Genomic DNA, 21,058 nt, shown 5'->3' with positions numbered 1-21,058 from the left:
CACTTAGAAACCGTATTCTCTCTATAGAACAAGCTTTGGTATAATGAAGATAGAACTCGATTTTGCCAGGCTGAAAAGTACGATAAGTCGATAAAGGTTTGCTTATTGAAAAATACACATTATAATGACTTATAAATAAAAATAAAAACAACTTAAAAAGATTTTTCGGACTAGCGTTATGAATGTTTATGTTATGCTTGCTTTGTAATAGCTGTTTGCCGAAAATGACAGAAAGTGAGTGGTCCTGTTTGGATCTTCTATCTATAAAAGACCCTTCATTTTTGAAGAGCTTGAGCAATGAGGAATTAGTTGAATTAAGTGCAGATATTCGTCGATTTCTCGTTGAAAAGACATCGGTAACAGGCGGTCATATCGGTCCTAATTTAGGTGTCGTCGAATTAACGATTGCTCTTCATAAGGAATTCGATAGTCCAAAAGATAAAATTATTTGGGATGTAGGGCACCAATCGTATATTCATAAAATTTTAACTGGACGAGCTAAAGATTTTGATACATTAAAGAAATATAAGGGGCTTTGTGGGTTTCCGAAGATGATTGAAAGTGAGCATGATGTTTGGGAAACCGGGCATAGTTCTACTTCTCTTTCTGCTGCCATGGGAATGGCGGCTGCACGGGATATTAAACAAGAACAAAGCTATATTCTACCTGTAATCGGAGATGGTGCCTTAACCGGTGGAATGGCACTAGAAGCACTTAATCATATTGGGGATGAAAAGAAGGATATGATTGTTATTTTGAATGATAACGAAATGTCCATTGCACCAAATGTTGGTGCGCTTCATTCTGTGCTTGGTCGACTTCGTACAGATGGCAAATATAATCGTGCCAAAGACGAATTAGAGTGGTTGTTGAAAAAGATACCAGCAGTTGGCGGTAAATTGGCAGCAACAGCAGAGCGTCTAAAAGATAGCTTGAAATATGCACTCGTTTCAGGAATGTTTTTTGAAGAATTAGGATTTACGTATCTTGGGCCGGTCGATGGTCATAATTACGAAGATTTGTTTGAAAACTTCCGTTATGCGAAAAAAATAAAAGGTCCCGTTTTATTACATGTTATTACGAAAAAAGGAAAAGGATACACACCTGCTGAAACGGATACGACTGGAAATTGGCATGGGACGGGTCCTTATAAGATTGAAACGGGTGATTTTGTTAAGTCACATAGCAGCGGTCCAGCATGGAGTTCGCTTGTAAGTGAGACTGTTCGTAAGTTAGCGCGTCAGGATGAGCGAATTGTAGCAATTACACCAGCTATGCCTGTTGGTTCGAAGCTGGAGGGCTTTGCTAGTGAATTCCCTGAACGTTTCTATGATGTCGGCATTGCCGAACAGCATGCTGCAACGTTTGCGGCAGGACTTGCTACGCAAAAAATGAAACCGTTTTTAGCCATTTATTCGACGTTTTTACAAAGAGCTTATGACCAAGTTGTGCATGATATTTGTCGTCAAAATTTAAATGTCTTTATCGGGATTGATCGAGCGGGTCTTGTTGGATCAGATGGGGAAACACATCAAGGGGTCTTTGATATTGCATTCCTTCGTCACGTACCGAATATCGTTTTAATGATGCCAAAGGACGAAAATGAAGGCCAGCATATGGTGAATACAGCGATTCAATATGATGATGGGCCGATTGCGATGCGTTTCCCACGAGGAAACGGCTCTGGAGTACCAATGGACAAAGAGTTAAAGCAAATTCCAATTGGGAGTTGGGAAGTGCTTAAAGAAGGCTCGGATGCTGTCATTTTAACCTTTGGTACAACAATTCCGCTAGCGATAAAGGCAGCCACACAGCTAGAGAAGGAAGGCTATTCTGTTAAAGTTGTAAATGCTCGCTTTATTAAACCGATGGATGAGAATATGTTAAATGCATTACTAGGTAGTAAACTTCCTATTTTAACGATTGAAGAAGCGGTTCTTCAAGGCGGGTTTGGTAGTGCGGTGATGGAGCACGCTCAAGAACAAGGATTTTACGGTGCAATTATTGACCGTATGGGAATTCCAGATTACTTTATCGAACATGGCAGTGTCGATGAACTGTTGGAAGAAATCCATTTAACAGCCGAAGCGGCTGTTAAGAAAATCAAACGAATGACACCGAAAAAACAAAAAAGGGCATGAAGCGATGAAAGTAATGAAAGAAAGGCTAGATGTTCTCCTTGTACAACAGGGACTAGCTGAAACACGTGAAAAAGCAAAACGAATGATTATGGCCGGACTTGTATACGCCAATGAAGAGCGATATGAAAAGCCAGGTGAGAAGGTGCCTGTTGATTTAGAGTTTTCCATTAAAGGAAAAGTCATGCCTTATGTCTCAAGAGGCGGATTAAAGCTCGAGAAGGCGCTGAAGACCTTTGATGTAACTGTTGAGGGCAAAATTCTTTTAGATATCGGTTCTTCAACAGGTGGATTTACGGACTGTGCGTTGCAAAATGGGGCCGTGATGTCGTATGCGGTGGATGTTGGTTATAATCAATTAGCTTGGAAACTTCGTCAAGATGAGCGGGTAAAAGTGATGGAGAGGACTAATTTTCGTTATGTAACACCTGCTGATTTGGACGGAGAGATGCCAAAGTTTGCGAGCATTGATGTCTCATTTATTTCTCTTACATTAATCTTACCCGTTCTTAAAACGCTGCTTGTAGCTAACAGTGATGTGATTGCACTCGTCAAACCCCAGTTTGAAGCAGGGAAAGACCAAGTCGGGAAAAAAGGGATTGTTCGCGACCCTAAAGTTCACAAAGAAGTGTTGAATAAAATTATTACGTTTGCTGTCAAAGAAGGGTACGATGTCCAAAATGCTTCGTTCTCTCCGATTACTGGAGGAGATGGCAATATTGAATTTTTATTACACCTTAGTTGGCAGGGCTCGAAACAAACGGGAGAGAATTTTCTTCGTCAGTCAGTTGATGAGATTGTGAATGAAGCTCATGCTCAGTTTAAGAAAGAATAATTTGTCGCTCCTTTAGATTTTGGCTAGAGGAGCTTTTTTTATCACGGTTATGTTATAGAGCGTTGTTGATTTTGTCTTATTTCGTTTGAAATTGACATTTCATATGTATTTTATATAACTGCTGGATGTAAGAGGGCTGGCAGAAGGGCAGAAATACATGTACAATTGTATAAAAATACGCTACGATTAATAATAGTGAAGGCTGTACAAGCTCCTGTTTTTAGAAGAAGATTTGACTAATAATATGGAATATAGCCTAGAAAAATGAGAGGTGCTTTTACGTACATGAATAAAGGGCAAAGGCATATAAAAATTCGAGATATTATTACAAATAATGATATAGAGACGCAGGATGATTTAGTCGATCAGTTGAAAAGCGCGGGCTATAATATAACTCAAGCAACGGTTTCGCGAGATATTAAAGAGTTGCATCTTGTGAAAGTTCCTTTACCAGATGGACGTTATAAATATAGTTTACCTGCGGATCAGCGTTTTAATCCTCAGCAAAAACTTAAGCGAATGTTAGTAGATGCTTTTGTTAAAATCGATGCAGCGAATAACTTGCTTGTTATGAAGATGCTTCCGGGAAATGCACAGGCGATATGTGCACTCATTGATAATTTAAATTGGGAAGAGATTCTTGGAACAATCGGTGGCGATGATACATGCTTAATTATTTGTCGCTCGGATAAAGAAGCAGAGATGGTTGCTCAAAAATTTTTAGATATGCTCTAGACGGTTTGGAGTGAGGAATTTTGTTATCAGAATTATCGATTAAAAATTTTGCCATTATAGATAGTTTAGCGATTTCTTTAGAAAAAGGTTTAACGGTGCTAACTGGAGAAACGGGAGCGGGAAAGTCCATTATTATTGATGCTGTTCACTTATTAGTAGGGGGACGCGGGTCAGCAGAGTTTATTCGACATGGGGAAACGAAGGCTGAAATCGAAGGGCTATTTCAAATTGATGAGCCGCAGCACCCTGTTTTTGTTAAAGCATCGGAATTTGGGATTGATATAAGTGATGGCATGGTTGTTATAAGACGAGAAATGTCTACGAGTGGCAAAAGCGTATGTCGAGTAAACGGAAAGCTTGTGACCATCGCTACGTTACGTGAAATTGGTCGAACGCTTATCGATATTCATGGACAGCACGAACATCAAGAGCTGATGGATGAACGTCTTCATTTACCTTTACTTGATCAATTTGGCGGGGAAGAGGTTATGTTAGCGCTTTTGGAATATGAAAAGCTATATAAGCGCTATAACACTGCTCAGAAGCAGTTAAAAAGTCTCAGCCAGGACGAGCAGCAAATGGTGCATCGACTCGATTTAATTCAGTTTCAATTTGATGAAATTCAAAAGGCTGATTTGAAGCTGCACGAAGACGAGCAGCTTCTTGAGGAACGAAAAAAAATTAATAACTATGAAAAAATTCATGAAGCTCTGCAAACGAGCTACAATGCTTTGAATGGTGAACAGCATGGGTTAGATTGGCTGTCGATTGCGATGCATCATTTAGAAGAAGCAGCTAACCTTGATGAATCTTTAAAGAATAGTTCAGATATTGTTTCAAATAGTTACTTTTTATTAGAAGATGCCATTTCAACGATTCGTGATCAGCTGGATTCTCTTGATTTTGATACGGAACGGATTGATTTTATTGAAGGGCGCCTAAATGAAATTAACCAATTGAAACGTAAATACGGACGTACGATTGAGGAAATTGTCGAATATGGAGCAAAGATTGAAGAAGAAATTGAAACGTTGCTTAATCGGGAAACGCATATTGCTAAGCTGGAAAAGGAATTAAATTCGATTAAAGCAGATTTACTCATTGAGGCCAAACATTTATCGAGTCTTCGTCAAACCTATGCAGAGCAATTAACGAAAAAAATTAAGCAAGAACTGAAAGAGTTATATATGGAAAAAACTGTTTTTGAAGCTCATTTTCATCAAACGGCTCATACATTTGATGAAACAATCGACAGAGAAATTAATCGAACAGGACTTGATGTCATGGAGTTTTATATTTCAACGAATCCTGGTGAACCGCTAAAACCGTTATCGAAAATTGCCTCTGGCGGTGAAATGTCTCGTATTATGTTGGCTTTAAAAAGTATTTTTTCGCAGCATCAAGGGATTACATCGATTATTTTTGATGAAGTCGATACAGGAGTAAGCGGGCGAGTTGCTCAATCGATTGGAGAAAAAATTTACAAAGTAGCTACAGGTTCTCAAGTGCTTTGTATTTCTCATTTACCTCAAGTCGCTGCAATGGCTGATACGCATTTGTTTATTGCTAAAAAAGTGACAGAAGGAAGAACACATACATCTGTTACACCATTAGCTGAGGAAGAAAAAATAAAAGAAATCGGCCGGATGATAGCTGGTGTTGAAATTACTGATTTAACGAAGCAACATGCTAATGAATTAATTCAACAAGCTCATAAAATTAAAGTCACATCCTAAAAAAACTATGTCTTGAAAAGCTATCCATATTCGGATAGCTTTTATTTCGTTGTGAGGTTATAAATGATTGTAAGGAAGGCTAAATTAAAGATGTAGCCATAAGCGTGTAAATAGCGAGGAGAGTGTATAAATGAAGTTTGCAATGTTAAACAAAGTCATCGGTGGAATTCTCCTGATTTCGCTATTAACATTAGGGTTATACCAGCCATTGCGTGAAGTATTTTTAATTCCCAATCACCTTGTGTTATTTGAGGGAAGTCACTATAATATTTCTACATCCTTACCTGTTTCAGCTAAACATGTAAATGCAAGTACAGCTAGTGTTACGATTCATAAAGATGACTCGGCTATCATGTTAGATGCTGATAAGCCTGGTACAAACGAACTTCTTCTTGATGTGGCCGGATTGCCGGTTAAGAAAGTAGATGTTCAAGTGTTGGAAGATTTTAAAGTAGTCCCAGGGGGCCAATCTATTGGTGTAAAATTAAATACACTAGGTGTACTCGTTGTTGGTCATCATCTAGTTGCTACGTCAGAAGGAAAAAAATCACCTGGAGAAACGGCTAAAATTCAAGTTGGCGACATTATCACAAAAATTAATGGCCAAACGATTAAAAAAATGGGTGATGTTACTCCTTTTGTTCAAGAAGCAGGAAAAAAAGGTGAACCGTTGAATTTTGATATTCAACGAAATCAAGAAAAACTAAAAGCGTCCTTACTTCCTTTGAAAGATAAGAACGAGGGAACGTATAAACTAGGTCTGTACATCCGTGACTCCGCAGCAGGAATTGGAACGATGACCTTTTATCATCCATCTTCTAAAAAATATGGAGCACTCGGACATGTTATTTCTGATATGGATACGAAAATGCCGATTGTTGTCAAAGATGGACAAGTTGTTCAATCGACTGTTACATCTATTGAAAAAGGGAGCAACGGTGATCCCGGAGAAAAACTTGCTCGTTTTTCATCGAATCGAGAAGTAATAGGGAATATTAATCGTAATAGTCCATTCGGTATTTTTGGAAAATTAAATCAACAAATTGATAATGGAATTATGGATAAGGAGATGCCTATTACCCTTTCTCATGAAGTAAAGGAAGGTCCAGCGAAAATTTTAACGGTTGTCGAGGGATCAGAAGTAGAGGAATTTAATGTAGAAATAGTTAGTTCCATTCCACAAAAATTCCCGGCTATTAAGGGAATGGTATTAAAAGTAACTGACAAGGAGCTTTTAAAGAAAACAGGTGGGATTGTTCAAGGCATGAGTGGAAGTCCAATTATTCAAAATGGGAAATTAGTTGGTGCAGTAACCCATGTATTCGTTAATGATCCTACAAGCGGATACGGTGTTCATATCGAATGGATGTTAAATGAAGCAGGCATTAATATTTATGAAAAACCAGTCGTTAATAAGGCGAGTTAAAGGGGGGCGAATGTTCGCCTTCTTTTATTTTTGTATGTTTAATCAACGGCGTTACAGAACGCATGCGTATAAATTTTTCCGCCTGGACAAAAAAAATTACAGACTTTTTGCCTTTGTAGACTGCTTATTTTTAGGGTAGGCTGTTAAGTAAGAAGAAAAGGTTTAGTAAATAGACAAGATTTTATGATAAAATATATTGCAGTAAAGCTTTTTTTGACAACTTTTAAATGTGTTTAGTAAGAAAAGTTAAAATTAGTAGAAATCTGGAGAAAAATATTATTTTTCATTATTTTCCTAAAAATAAAAGGTATTTTGTTTCTATTGTCGAAAAGAAAAACAAGACCAATTTATAGTAGAGGAGGAAATCAAGCGTGAAAAAAATTAAAGTGTGCGTTGTGGACGATAATAGAGAGCTTGTGGCTTTATTAGAAGAATATATATCAGCTCAGGACGATATGGAAGTCATGGCTGTTGCACATAATGGGCAGGAATGTCTAAATATGCTAGAAAACGTTCATCCTGATATTTTGATTCTCGATATTATTATGCCTCATTTAGATGGGTTAGGTGTGCTTGAAAAATTGCGCGAACAAAGGGGAACGATGCCCCATGTCATCATGCTGACTGCATTTGGTCAAGAAGATGTTACAAAAAAAGCAGTCGATTTAGGAGCGGCTTATTTTATATTAAAACCGTTCGATCTAGAGAGTTTAGTAAACCATATTCGTCAGGTGAGCGGAAAAGGGCAAGTGGTTATGAAGAATACGACACAAACAGCCTATCGTACACAACCGGAAGCAAAACCGAAAAATCTCGATGCGAGTATTACAAGCATTATCCATGAGATTGGTGTACCTGCCCATATTAAAGGATATTTGTATTTAAGGGAAGCTATTGCAATGGTTTACAATGATATAGAATTATTGGGCTCGATTACAAAAGTATTATATCCTGATATTGCTAAGAAATATAATACAACAGCAAGCCGAGTAGAGCGAGCTATTCGACATGCGATTGAGGTTGCTTGGAGCCGAGGAAATATTGAATCAATTTCATCTTTGTTTGGCTATACGGTCAGTATGACAAAAGCTAAACCGACGAATTCTGAATTTATTGCAATGGTAGCAGACAAGCTTCGCTTAGAACATAAAGCTTCATGAGAGAGTTAGGAATCCCCAGTACTTATAGTTATTGGGGATTATTTTTTTGATAACGCTTACTTATGGATTAGTACAAATTATTCATAATTTAGTCAAAATTTCTGACTCGATTGTTATATAATAATATGTAAATAGTTCAAAAGTTGGTTAATGGAGGTACTTCTATGATTATCGAAAAAAATGATGAAATGTTATTAGAGGAAGAAGATGGGCTCATTTATTTAACCGTCTACCAAAAAGGTTGCTCGTTTTTGCAGATTCATTCGATTATGGTTCAAAATCCACAATTAGATTTAGATTTGAAGAGCATTAATGATGCAATTACAGCTGCGAGTGGTAGTAAAGTTCGTGCAGGCAGAAAAAAACCAATTATTGAATGGGGAATTACTTCAGACAAAATGTCTGCTTCTATAAAATTGAATTGTACAAATCAATACCTTCACCAGCATTACTCCGAAATCGTCTCCGATATATTCAACCATCTTAATCAAGAGAAAATTACGAAAGGGATTCTAATACATGTAATTCAAAATGAGCTAGTTGTGAATGAAAGTATTGTGATTGCTAAAGGGCAAGAACCTGTGCCCGGAAGTGATGCAGTGATTACATACTATAAACGTTCAGAACGAAAGCCTGCCATTCGTGATAATGGGAAAGCTGATTATTATGATATGAACTTCTTGGATCAAGTAAAAAAAGGGGATTGGCTTGGAGAGAAAATTCCTCCAACCAGCTCGATTCCTGGAAAAAGAATTACAGGGGAATATGTCATTATTCCAAATGGTAAAAATAAAAAGCTTCTCTATGATCCAAAAACAGTGGGTGCTTTTAAAGAGGATGGAAAGATTGTTCTTCGCGCTTTAATAAATGGTGTAGTCGAATTTCATTCAGGAAAAGTCACCGTCGGAAATCACTTTATCATTGAGGGGGATGTTGGCGTAGAGACAGGAAATATTAATTTTGATGGAAATGTGACAATTAAAGGAACAGTATTGGACGGTTTTTCAGTCACTGCAACGAAAGACATTTCGATTTTAGGTGAGCTTGGTGTGGGCAATGTTGAAATGATTGAATCAAAGCTAGGAGATGTCTTTATTAAAGGTGGTATTTTTGGAAAAGGTAAATCCAAAATTGCTGCAGGGAGAAATATTTACGTTAAGCATGCAAATGAATGTTGTTTAGAGGCTGGGGGAAATATTCATATCGGTTATTATTCACTGGGCAGTACATTAAAGGGACAAAATATTATAACAGACGAACAGTACGGTAAATTAATTGGAGGCGTGATTGAGGCGCGTGGGAAAGTAAGAGCAGGGGTTATCGGAAATCAAATGGAACGTAAAACGTTTATTCATGTAGAAGGCTTCAATCGTAATCAGCTGAAAGAAGAGTTAAATGAAATATTGATTCATTATAAAACAAAAATTCAAGAACTTGAGGATATTAAAGAACGATTAAATGTGTACGATACCTTTATGGATGAACTTAATGCTGTCCAAAATAAACAATATGAGCAAACGACATTAGAATTTGAAAAAATTACCGAAGATATTTTTAAGTTTGACCAAAAGCGTAAGGTATTAATGGGAATCCTCGAATCGAAGGGTGATGGAGAAATTACGATTGGACAAGTTGCTTATCCAGATACAAATTTACAAATTAAAAGTATGAGGAAGAAGCTAGTAGAATCGACGAAAGGAACGTTTTTTGTACAAGACAATAATATGCACTTTGAAAAATAACCATTATTAAATGCTTATCTCTCTTCATAAAAATGAAAAGATAGTGATTTTTATGAAGGGAGGGAAGTGTTTATGATGCATATTATTGCCCATCGAGGAGCAGCAAGCACACACCCGGAAAATACAATGGTTGCATTTATAGAGGCACAGCGAGTGGGAGCGGATGGAATAGAAGTAGATGTGCAATTATCCGCGGATGGAGAAGTTGTCATTATTCATGACGAGAAACTAAATAGAACGACTGGAGTAAAGGGGTATGTAAAGGATTGGAAATTAAGTGAGTTAAAAAAGTTAAATGCTAGTTTTGGGCATAAAGCGAAATCGGTATTTGAAAAGATTCCTACATTAGTGGAACTATTTGATTGGCTTCAAAGTAATCAATTAAGCTGTATTATTGAATTGAAAAACACGGTCTTTGAATATCCTGGATTAGAGGAAAAAGTGATTCAATTAATTCGAATGTACGGGTTTGAAAATAGAGTTGTCTTAGCTTCCTTTAACCATTATAGCCTTGTCTATTGTTATCGCTTAGCTCCTGACATAGAGACAGCTCCTATTTATCGAGATGGAATCTTTATGCCATGGATTTATGCAAAGTCCATTGCTGCCAAAGGAATTCACCCTCAATTTCGAGTTGCTCATGATGTAATCATTAAAGAGTCATTGGATGCAGGGGTAGCCATCCGGCCTTATACGATTAATACAGAAGCACAAATGAAACATTTTTTTGAGAAAGGCTGTAGCGGCATTATTACAGATGATCCTAAACTTGCTAAACAAGTAAGGGACCGGTTGATTTCTATGACGAATTAAAGACCGAGCAACAGAGCTCGGTCTTTTATGATTTAAGGCAGTTTCATTTTATCAAACCGACTTTGAACTTTATGACGTTTACGATCACGGTGAAGAATAAATCCAGCTATAAAGGCAATGCCGCCAATTGTAAATAGAAGACCGGCTATAGATTGTACCCAAAGCGCAGGATAAGGCGGTTGTTGAATGGCGAATAACATATCTCTCATGAGCTTAATACCGTAAGCGGCCAATGCTCCGGGGATAAACAGGATTGTAAAAGCGATTAAACGTTTCATTTGGTCAAATCCCTTCTAATAGTTTCCTTTATAATAAAAATGATAAAGAATATGTATTATTTGTCAAGTTTCTAATATAAGGATTAAAATAGAGGTAGACTATTTTTTTGCAGGGAGAGGAGTGACCTAGATGCAGAACGTCATGATTGTCGGCGCGGGCCAGGGAGGCACAACCCTTTTGAACATTCTTTTAGAAAGTGATGCTTTTTCGGTTCTCTGTATGGTAGATATTAATCGAGAAGCACCCGGGATGCAGTTAGCGCGGGGTTTCCATATTCCTACAGCATTATCATGGAAGAATGAATATACAAATAAGGCAGACATTATTATCGATACATCGGGAAATGAGTCCGTTTTTCAAGAGATAAGAAGGGAGAAAGGTCATGAAGCATTGCTGATTCCTGGCAGTGTAGCGCAGATTATCGCTAAATTGTCGAAAGAAAAACAACAGCTTATAAATAAATTAAAGACAGAGTCGAATACGATGCTTGAGGCGATTATCCAATCGAGCGATGAAGCTATTTCCGTAGTAGATGAACAAGGACGCGGGTTGCTAATCAATCCAGCTTATACGAGGATTACCGGATTGAGGAAGGAACAGGTGATTGGTAAACCTGCGACAACGGATATTTATGAAGGTGACAGCATGCATATGCAAGTACTAGAAACGAGAAAACCTGTTCGTGGTGTCAATATGTGTGTTGGTCCAAGACGAAAAGAAGTTATTGTCAATGTGGCTCCTATTATTGTAGATGGGGAATTGAAGGGAAGTGTTGGGGTTATACATGATGTATCTGAAATTCAAAAATTAACGACTGAATTAAAGTATGCTCAACGACTTATCCGAACATTACAAGCGAAATATTCTTTTGAGGATATTATTGGACAGTCCGATGATATGGTGCTGGCAATTGAACAAGCTAAACTTTCTGCGAAAACGCCAGCAACGGTGCTGCTGCGCGGTGAATCAGGAACAGGAAAAGAGCTATTTGCTCATGCGATTCATAATGAGAGCGATCGGAAATTTAATAAATTTATACGTGTCAATTGTGCGGCTGTTTCGGAATCTTTGTTGGAAAGCGAGCTGTTTGGCTATGAGGATGGGGCGTTTACAGGTGCAAAACGCGGCGGGAAAATTGGCTTTTTTGAGGAAGCAAATCATGGCAGTTTATTTTTAGATGAAATCGGCGAGTTAACTCCAAAGATTCAAGCAAAGCTGCTTCGCGTACTGCAAGAGCGCGAAATTATGAGAGTTGGCGGAACAAAACCAATTCCGATTAATGTACGTGTCATTGCTGCAACGAATATTGATTTAGAACAATCTATTAAAAATGGGACTTTTCGAGAAGATCTTTATTTTCGGTTGAATCGTATGCCTATTTTTATTGCTCCTCTAAGAAAAAGAAAAGGGGAAATGAAGGAGTTAGCAGAGCCTTTAATTCATAAGATTAATCAAGAATATGGACGAGGCATTGAAGGAATCTCAGAAGATGCGATTGAGAAATTGAGGCAGTATGATTGGCCAGGCAATGTTCGGGAGTTAGAGAATATTTTAGGACGAGCGATTATTTTAATGAAGCTCAATGAACAAGTAATTGAGGCCAAGCATATTCCCAATTTAGTAGGTACAAGTGCTGAGCCTTCAAAGGAATCCGCTGTATTGTTTACACCTTCTTTTAAAAGCGGTGACTCATTAAATGAGATGGTCGGAGCTTATGAAGCGAAAGTAATTCAACAAGCGTTACAAACCTTTAAAGGCAATAAAACATTGGCCGCTAAATCATTAGGGATTTCGGTAAGAAGCTTATATTATAAAATGGAGAAAACTAATTTGTGCAAATGATTGCATGAAATATATTGCTTAACTGTGCAAAAAATGGTACATTTTACGAACGAGAGTGTACAGAAAGATGCTGTGAACCTATTCAGCATCTTCTTTTTTTTCTTATGAATACAAGGAGAGAGACTTCTTTTATATAATTTATACGGAAATTACATATAGTGGCATTAAACTTGCGTGTTATATGGGTGAGAAGTTTATTTCAGGTTAACCATGTGAATGAACTATTCATATTTTAATCAATACAAAATGAAAATACATCTTCCGGGGGATTTTACTATGGAAATGTTTCAATATCTTGAGAAATATGATTATGAACAAGTTGTTTTTTGCCAGGATAAACAATCGGGCTTAAAGGCTATTATTGCGATTCATGATACAACATTAGGCCCTGCCCTTGGTGGTACTCGAATGTGGATGTATCCATCTGAAGAAGCTGCAATTGAAGATGCGCTTAGATTAGCAAGAGGGATGACATATAAAAATGCGGCAGCTGGTTTGAATTTAGGCGGGGGAAAAGCCGTAATTATTGGAAATCCACATACGGATAAAAACGAAGCTATGTTTCGTGCATTTGGACGTTATATCCAAGGTTTAAATGGACGCTATATTACGGCAGAAGATGTAGGGACGACTGTAGAGGATATGGATCTTATTCATGAAGAGACGGATTATGTAACAGGAATATCACCTGCCTTTGGTTCTTCGGGGAATCCATCTCCGATGACCGCTTATGGTGTATATCGAGGGATGAAGGCTGCAGCAAAGGAAGCATTCGGTACTGATTCTTTAGCAGGAAAAACAGTCGCCGTCCAAGGCGTGGGGAATGTTGCCTATCATTTATGCCGTCATCTTTATGAAGAAGGAGCGCAGTTGATTGTAACAGATATTCAGCAAGCTGCTGTTCAGCGAGCGGTAAATGAATTTGGAGCAAAAGCGGTTGAACCAGCAGAGATTTATGATGTAGATTGTGATATTTATGCTCCTTGTGCTCTGGGTGCTGTTCTGAATGATGAAACCATTCCGACCATAAAAGCAAAAGTAATTGCCGGATCAGCGAATAACCAATTAAAGAACTCGCTTCATGGCGAACAACTTCATGAAAAAGGGATTATTTATGCTCCCGATTATGTCATTAATGCTGGCGGAGTAATTAACGTAGCAGATGAGCTAATAGGTTATAATCGTGAGCGCACATTAAAGAAAGTAGAGAACATTTATGATAATATTACTAAAGTGTTTGAGATTGCAAAGCGCGACAACATTCCAACATATAAGGCTGCTAATCGTATGGCAGAGGAACGGATTGCTAGAATGAGATATTCACGCAGTCAATTTATACAAAATGAAAAACATATTTTAAATCGTCGTAAATAAGTCAAGGATATGTACAAGAGGAAGGAGGAGTAATATGGCAGAGGAGTATGATGTTGTTATTCTAGGTGGGGGGACGGGAGGCTATGTTGCCGCTATTCGGGCTAGTCAGCTCGGTTTGAAAACAGCCGTTGTTGAAAAGAGAAAATTAGGAGGAACCTGTCTTCATAGCGGCTGTATCCCTTCAAAGGCCCTTTTACGAAGTGCGGAAGTATACAGGACTGTAAAGAAGAGTGAAGAATATGGCATTTTAAAGGACCATGTTGGAATAGATTTCGCTAGAGTACAGCAGCGAAAAGAGGGAATTGTGAACAAACTCTACAGCGGTGTACAACATTTATTAAAGCAAGGGAAAATTTCTGTGTATGAAGGGATGGGCAGAATATTGGGCCCTTCTATTTTTTCCCCCATGCCAGGGACTATTTCTGTAGAGATGAATGATGGGAGCGATAATGCCATTTTGCTGCCGCAGCATGTCATTATTGCGACGGGCTCTCGGCCAAAAACATTACCTGGTTTATCAATTGACGGTCAGTATGTCCTTTCATCGGAAGAGGCTCTTCAATTAGAAACATTGCCACAGTCGATCATTATAATCGGAGGAGGGGTCATTGGGGTAGAGTGGGCTTCGCTGTTGCACGATTTCGGGGTGCAAGTAACGGTCCTTGAGTATGCTCCGTATATTCTTCCTCACGAAGATGAAGAAGTGGCGAAAGAAATGATGCGTACTCTTCGGGAAAAAGGGGTTCGTATTGTGACGGAAGCAAAAGTATTACCTGAAACCTTGAAAACAGGAGAAGTTGTCTCAATTAAGGCAGAGGTGAATGGCGAACTTCAAGAATATATGGGAGACAAAATTCTTGTTTCCGTAGGACGAGACGCTAATGTAACTGATATTGGTTTAGAAAATACTGAGATTGCCCTTGAACAAGGTTACATTTCAACGAACAGCATGTACCAAACGAAGGAATCTCATATTTATGCAATAGGAGATTGTATCGGGGGATTGCAGCTTGCACATGTAGCTGCACGCGAAGGCATTATTGCTGTTGAGCATTTAGCAAGACAGCAGCCCACACCTTTAGATCCTTCATGGGTTACAAGATGTATTTATGCCAGTCCGGAAATAGCAAGTGTAGGCTATACAGAGCAAGAGGCATTGAAAAAAGGATTTACAATAAAAGTCGGGAATTTTCCATTTAAAGCCATTGGTAAGGCACTTGTATATGGTGAAACAGAAGGATTCGTTAAAATCATTGCGGATGAACAGACGAATGATGTGCTAGGTGTGCATATGATTGGGCCGCATGTGACGGATATGATCTCTGAAGCGAGTCTTGCAAAAGTATTGGATGCAACTCCGTGGGAAATAGCTTCAGCGGTTCATCCTCATCCAAGTTTATCGGAAGCTATCGGTGAAGCGGCTCTTGCAGTTGATGGCTTAGCATTACATTTTTAATAGGCTGTAGGGAGGGGTTTAAATGGTTGGAAAAGTTGAGAAACGACACCATAAACTCGGTTTAAGTGATGAAATGGTTTTGGATATGTTTCGAACAATGCTTCTTGCTCGTCGGATTGATGAACGGATGTGGTTGTTAAATCGTTCAGGGAAAATACCATTTGTAATTTCTTGTCAAGGTCAAGAGGCCGCTCAAGTAGGAGCTGCATTTGCTCTTGATAGAAAGCTTGATTATGTGCTTCCTTATTATCGGGATGTTGGTGTTGTATTGGCATTTGGGATGACGGCTCGTGATTTAATGTTATCAGGATTTGCCAAACTTGAAGATCCAAACTCAGGAGGTAGACAAATGCCTGGTCATTTTGGGCAAAAGCGCAATCGAATTGTCACAGGGTCCTCTCCTGTAACAACACAAGTGCCTCATGCAGTTGGTATTGCGCTGGCAGGTAAAATGAACCGGGAAAAATTAGTGACCTTTGTGACGTTTGGAGAAGGATCTTCGAATCAAGGGGATTTTCATGAAGGAATCAATTTTGCTAGTGTTCATAAATTGCCGGTTATTTTTATGTGTGAGAACAATAAGTATGCTATTTCCGTACCAATTTCTAAACAATTAGCGTGTGAAAATGTATCTGACCGTGCTATCGGTTATGGAATACCAGGTGTAACGGTTGATGGAAATGATCCGTTGGCCGTGTATCAAGCAGTTAAAGAAGCGGCAGATCGTGCGCGGGCAGGTCACGGTCCGACATTGATTGAAACGGTTTCTGACCGACTCACGCCCCATTCAAGCGATGATGATGATCGAGTGTATCGGACACAAGAGGAGGTAGCGGAAGCAAAAATAAAGGATGCTTTGTTTACCTTTAGCCAATATTTAAAAGACGTCGGTGTAATGGATGAAGAGCGTGAAAAACAATTGAATGAAGAAGTGATGCAAATTGTTAATGAAGCAACAGATTATGCTGAACAGGCGCCATATGCAAGTCCAGAATATGCGATGAAACATGTATATGGGGAGGAATAAAGATGGGAGTCATTTCTTATATTGAGGCTGTTACACACGCTATTCGTGAGGAAATGGAAAGAGATGAACGCGTGTTTGTACTTGGTGAGGATGTCGGTAAAAAAGGCGGCGTATTTAAAGCGACACAAGGCCTATTTGATCAATTTGGTGAAGAGAGGGTAATCGATACGCCATTAGCAGAGTCAGCCATTGCTGGTGTTGGAATTGGTGCTGCCATGTATGGCATGCGGCCAATTGCAGAGATGCAGTTCGCGGATTTTATTATGCCTGCTGTCAATCAAATTATTTCGGAAGCGGCACGTATCCGTTACCGGTCGAACAATGATTGGAATTGTCCACTTGTTATTCGCGCTCCATATGGCGGCGGTGTTCACGGTGCTCTGTACCATTCGCAATCAGTAGAAGCGGTCTTTGCTAATCAACCAGGCTTGAAAATTATTATGCCATCGACACCGTATGATGTAAAGGGCTTATTGAAAGCGGCGATTCGCGATGAAGATCCTGTTCTGTTTCTTGAGCATAAACGAGCGTATCGTCTGATTAAAGGAGAAGTGCCTTCGGATGATTATGTATTGCCAATTGGAAAGGCAGATGTGAAACGAAGCGGAGAGGATATTACTGTTATCACATACGGGCTTTGTGTTCATTTTGCTCTCCAAGCAGCTGAAAAGCTTGCTAGTGATGGGATTTCTGTTCATCTTTTAGATTTGCGTACAGTTTATCCTCTTGATAAAGAAAGTATTATCGAAGCGGCTGTCAAGACAGGGAAAGTTCTGCTTATTACAGAAGATAACAAGGAAGGGAGTGTCATAAGCGAAGTGGCTGCCATTATTGCAGAATATTGCTTATTTGATTTAGACGCTCCTATTATGAGATTAGCAGGCCCGGATATTCCAGCGATGCCCTATGCACCAACAATGGAGAAATACTTTATGGTAAACCCAGAAAAAGTAGAAAAAGCGATGCGTGAGCTAGCTGAGTATTAAATCTGCGCAGAAGGAGGAGTAATATGGCGATTGAACAAATGAAAATGCCGCAGCTGGGCGAAAGTGTAACAGAAGGAACGATTAGTAAATGGCTCGTTACACCAGGTGATTTCGTACAAAAATACAGTCCAATTGCCGAAGTGATGACGGATAAAGTAAGTGCTGAAATCCCATCGTCATTTACAGGTGTCATTAAAGAGCTAGTCGCTAAAGAAGAGGAAACATTAGCAGTGAATGAAATCATTTGTTTAATTGAAGTAGAGGAAGCGAGCCCAAAACAGACAATAGCTAGCTCTAGTACGAAATCACTTCCTGCACATCAAGATACCCTCTTGGAAAAGCATTCGATGAAGATGCGTTACTCACCAGCTGTATTAAAACTTTCACAAGAGCATGGAATCGACTTATCGCAAGTGGAGGGGTCTGGAAAAGGAGGGCGGATTACGAGAAAAGATGTGCTAGCCCTTATAGAAGCAAATAATGTACCCCAAGAGAAGCAAGAAGCGGTTGCTCCTTCTGTTACGAAAACAGAAGCTCGAGAACAATCCAGTAAAACTCTCTCTTTACCAGTAGAAGCTGGCGATCGGGAGATTCCTGTTACAGGGGTTCGCAAAGCGATTGCAGCCAATATGCAAAAAAGTAAGCAGGAAGCGCCTCATGCTTGGATGATGGTTGAAGCTGATGCCACAAACCTTGTGATGTTACGAAATTCATTAAAAGATAATTTTTTGCAAAAAGAAGGTTACCCTCTTACGTATTTTGCTTTTTTCGTCAAAGCAATCGCTCAAGCGCTAACCGAGTTTCCTGAAATGAATTCGATGTGGGCGGGCGATAAGATTATTCAAAAAAAGGATATCCATCTTTCCATTGCTGTAGCGACGGATGATGCACTTTTTGTACCTGTTATTAAACACGCAGATGAAAAATCAATTAAAGGGATTGCCCGTGAAATTCATGAGTTGGCTGAAAAAGTACGTACAGGTAAACTTACACAGGAAGAAAGTCAAGGCGGCACTTTTACAGTGAACAATACAGGTTCGTTTGGTTCTGTCCAATCGATGGGAATTATTAATTATCCCCAGGCAGCTATTGTCCAAGTTGAAACAATTGTCAAACGTCCGGTAATTATAGATGATATGATTGCTGTTCGACATATGGTGAATTTATGTTTGTCGTTGGATCATCGTGTATTAGATGGTTTAATTTGTGGTCGTTTTTTAGCAAGGGTGAAGAAAATTGTCGAAGGGTTTTCAAAAGAAAATACATCCATTTTTTGATTAAAAAACCAGTTTTCGCTGGTTTTTTGCTATGTTATCAACTTTTTTTATAAAAAATAAAGGAAATTTTAAAAGAGTAATCGACAAATTTTCAGTTTTTTCGTATTATTTTAGGAGAGTTGTTCTACTACATGTAAATTTATTAATATTGTACTTTATAACAGGTATGAAACGAATCTTATTTTCGAATGATGTTATTCATGTAGATTTATGCTTATTGTATAACAAGCTCATTTTTTTCTTTTATTCTTTTACACTTATGTTAGAATGTGTTTGGCATTCAAAAATTGAAGGGAGGGCAGTTTTCTTATGAATACTGATTGAGCATTCGTTCTCAATTGTAGTATGGGCATAAGAAAACGATTACAGATGGAATTGAAAGATGTAAAAAATATATCCTTTCCGAAACCTTCGTTGGAAGAGTGGAAGGTTGCCGTTGAAACGAGTTTAAAAGGTAAAACAGTTGATAAATTACGAACGAATACTTATGAAGGTGTTGTATTACAGCCCCTTTATACACAGCAATCTGCTGGTGAAGGACAAGCCGAATTACCAGGATTGTTTCCTTATACACGAGGAATTTCTGCAACAGGTTACCACACACAACCATGGCTTGCTTGTCAGCCAGTAAGCGGTGTGACAGCAGAGGAAGCAAATGAAAACTTAAAAGCTGTATTGAATCGTGGACAAAATGCGATTACGTACCCAGTAGAGCTATTAGCAAATGGTGCAAGATTGCCAAGACTATTAAAAGATTTACCGCTAGAATCTTTACCCTTCTTCATTGATTTAAAAGGAAAGCAAAAAGATTTATTACCTGAATTCCAAACAGTAGAAGGAAACGTGAGCGGCGTTCTTGCTGAAGATGCAATTGCTGAATGGGTATTGACTGGACAAATTCCGGAAGATACAGATAGCTATTTTGCAGAGTGGGCAAAAACGATTCAAGGATATGAAGCAGTTTCTGCAGACTTAAAAACAATTTTGATTAAAACATCTGTCTTCCATAACGGTGGAGCTAATGCGGTTCAAGAACTTGCATATGGACTAGCTGTAGCTGTGCAATATTTGATTGAAGGACAAAAGCAAGGTTTATCTGTAGAAAGTATTGCAGATAAAATGGTATTCTCATTTGCTGTTGATTCAAATTATTTCATGAATATAGCTAAATTACGTGCTGCTCGTCGACTTTGGGCTGGACTTTCAGCTGCATTTGAAGCAGATTCTGAACATTTCAAAATGAATATTCACGCACTTACATCGGAAGTAACGGAAACATTATACGATCAACATGTAAATATCTTACGTACAGCTAACCAAGCTTTCGCTGCTGCAATCGGCGGTATTCAATATTTACAAATCAATCCTTTCGATCATGTATTTGGTGAAACAAATGATTTCTCAGAAAGGATTGCTCGTAATACGCACTTAATTTTGAAAGAAGAAGCGCATATTACACAAGTAGTGGACCCTGCAGGCGGTTCATTCTATGTGGAGCAATTAACAGATGAGATTGCTGATCAAGCATGGGCGAAGTTTTTAGAAGTGGATGCAGCGGGCGGCATTCTTGAAGCACTTAAACAAAATATCGTTCAAGCAGAAATCGCTGAAGTGTTCAATAAAAAAGCACAAAATGCAGCATTAAGAAAAGAAAGCATCATTGGTACAAACGTATATCCTAACCCTGCTGATGAAGTGAAAGCACCGAAAGCAGCAGAAGTGGAATCTTATGTTGTTGTAAATAATCCAACTTCGATTACACCAATTAAGCTAAAGCGTATTGCTGAACAATTCGAGCAACTACGTTTACGTAGTGCAGCCTTTAAAGAAAACAATGGCGAAGCTCCGAAAGTAGGCTTAATTACATTACAAGAATTGAAGTCTTATAAACCTCGTGTAGATTTTGTAAAAGGATTAGTTGCTGCAGGCGGGATTGAAACAGTGGCAAGCGAAGGCTGTCATACAAGTGAAGAAGCAGTTGCTTATGTGAAAGAAACACAACTTCCAATCTATTGCGTATGCGGTAGTGACGAAGCTTATGGTGAACTAGCGGAGCAAGTTGTTGCTGATGTGAAAGCAGCTTTCCCTGAAACAACGATTTATGTAGCTGGTAAACAAGCAGAAGAATTGGAAAAAGCATTGCAAGCTGCTGGTGTGAAAGAGTTTGTTCATGTAAAAACAAATGCAGCTGACATGTTAACAGAATTATTACAAGCGCTGGGGGTGAACTAA

The 21,058-nt window shown here is 38.7% G+C and carries 16 protein-coding genes; 15 read left to right on the top strand and 1 reads right to left on the bottom strand.

Annotated elements, in window-relative coordinates; translation table 11 throughout:
- Positions 1-248 precede the first annotated feature (248 nt).
- The 8 genes from dxs (at position 249) to BAOM_RS16855 (ending at position 10,585) form a co-directional block, all read left to right on the top strand.
- On the top strand, positions 249-2,141 hold the full coding sequence (gene dxs, locus BAOM_RS16890; protein ID WP_127761285.1) for a 1-deoxy-D-xylulose-5-phosphate synthase: 1,893 nt from the start codon (positions 249-251) through the stop codon (positions 2,139-2,141).
- Between the two features lie 4 nt (positions 2,142-2,145).
- Positions 2,146-2,973: a TlyA family RNA methyltransferase gene (locus BAOM_RS16885; RefSeq protein WP_127761284.1), complete on the top strand. Its 828-nt coding sequence runs from the start codon at positions 2,146-2,148 to the stop codon at positions 2,971-2,973.
- 285 nt (positions 2,974-3,258) lie between these two features.
- Positions 3,259-3,708 (top strand): transcriptional regulator AhrC/ArgR, encoded by a 450-nt coding sequence (gene ahrC / locus BAOM_RS16880; protein ID WP_119115461.1) that lies wholly within the window; start codon positions 3,259-3,261, stop codon positions 3,706-3,708.
- A gap of 20 nt (positions 3,709-3,728) precedes the next feature.
- The gene (gene recN / locus BAOM_RS16875) at positions 3,729-5,444 is read left to right on the top strand and encodes a DNA repair protein RecN (protein ID WP_127761283.1); all 1,716 of its coding nucleotides are present in this window, start codon (positions 3,729-3,731) and stop codon (positions 5,442-5,444) included.
- A 130-nt stretch (positions 5,445-5,574) separates the two neighbouring features.
- Complete coding sequence (gene spoIVB, locus BAOM_RS16870) at positions 5,575-6,870, top strand: SpoIVB peptidase (RefSeq protein ID WP_127761282.1); 1,296 nt, start codon at positions 5,575-5,577, stop codon at positions 6,868-6,870.
- Positions 6,871-7,241: 371 nt separating this feature from the next.
- The gene (gene spo0A, locus BAOM_RS16865; RefSeq protein ID WP_127761281.1) at positions 7,242-8,030 is read left to right on the top strand and encodes a sporulation transcription factor Spo0A; all 789 of its coding nucleotides are present in this window, start codon (positions 7,242-7,244) and stop codon (positions 8,028-8,030) included.
- Positions 8,031-8,194: 164 nt separating this feature from the next.
- Positions 8,195-9,772: a flagellar assembly protein A gene (locus BAOM_RS16860; protein WP_127761280.1), complete on the top strand. Its 1,578-nt coding sequence runs from the start codon at positions 8,195-8,197 to the stop codon at positions 9,770-9,772.
- Between the two features lie 72 nt (positions 9,773-9,844).
- Positions 9,845-10,585: a glycerophosphodiester phosphodiesterase gene (locus BAOM_RS16855; protein WP_127761279.1), complete on the top strand. Its 741-nt coding sequence runs from the start codon at positions 9,845-9,847 to the stop codon at positions 10,583-10,585.
- Between the two features lie 32 nt (positions 10,586-10,617).
- On the opposite strand, the gene BAOM_RS16850 is transcribed toward BAOM_RS16855, so the two are convergent.
- Positions 10,618-10,863 (bottom strand): DUF2627 domain-containing protein, encoded by a 246-nt coding sequence (locus BAOM_RS16850; RefSeq protein WP_119115455.1) that lies wholly within the window; start codon positions 10,861-10,863, stop codon positions 10,618-10,620.
- A gap of 130 nt (positions 10,864-10,993) precedes the next feature.
- Between BAOM_RS16850 and BAOM_RS16845 the strand changes: the two genes are divergently transcribed.
- From BAOM_RS16845 to BAOM_RS16815, 7 genes are all read left to right on the top strand, one after another.
- Entirely contained in the window at positions 10,994-12,706 is a 1,713-nt protein-coding gene (locus BAOM_RS16845; protein WP_127761278.1) for a sigma-54 interaction domain-containing protein, read from the top strand.
- A gap of 276 nt (positions 12,707-12,982) precedes the next feature.
- A complete protein-coding gene (gene bcd / locus BAOM_RS16840) occupies positions 12,983-14,080 on the top strand; it encodes a branched-chain amino acid dehydrogenase (RefSeq protein WP_127761277.1) in 1,098 nt (365 codons plus the stop codon).
- 34 nt (positions 14,081-14,114) lie between these two features.
- Positions 14,115-15,536: a dihydrolipoyl dehydrogenase gene (lpdA, locus tag BAOM_RS16835; protein ID WP_127761276.1), complete on the top strand. Its 1,422-nt coding sequence runs from the start codon at positions 14,115-14,117 to the stop codon at positions 15,534-15,536.
- 22 nt (positions 15,537-15,558) lie between these two features.
- Entirely contained in the window at positions 15,559-16,563 is a 1,005-nt protein-coding gene (locus BAOM_RS16830) for a thiamine pyrophosphate-dependent dehydrogenase E1 component subunit alpha (RefSeq protein WP_127761275.1), read from the top strand.
- Positions 16,564-16,565: 2 nt separating this feature from the next.
- Complete coding sequence (locus BAOM_RS16825) at positions 16,566-17,549, top strand: alpha-ketoacid dehydrogenase subunit beta (protein ID WP_127761274.1); 984 nt, start codon at positions 16,566-16,568, stop codon at positions 17,547-17,549.
- A gap of 23 nt (positions 17,550-17,572) precedes the next feature.
- Positions 17,573-18,826, top strand: a complete 1,254-nt coding sequence (locus BAOM_RS16820; RefSeq protein ID WP_127761273.1) for a dihydrolipoamide acetyltransferase family protein — start codon at positions 17,573-17,575, stop codon at positions 18,824-18,826.
- Between the two features lie 369 nt (positions 18,827-19,195).
- Positions 19,196-21,058: a methylmalonyl-CoA mutase family protein gene (locus BAOM_RS16815; RefSeq protein ID WP_164853273.1), complete on the top strand. Its 1,863-nt coding sequence runs from the start codon at positions 19,196-19,198 to the stop codon at positions 21,056-21,058.

It is taken from the genome of Peribacillus asahii, from assembly GCF_004006295.1.
GTDB classification, from domain to species: Bacteria; Bacillota; Bacilli; order Bacillales; family DSM-1321; genus Peribacillus; species Peribacillus asahii_A.
This window is presented reverse-complemented; position numbering and strand designations above follow the sequence as displayed.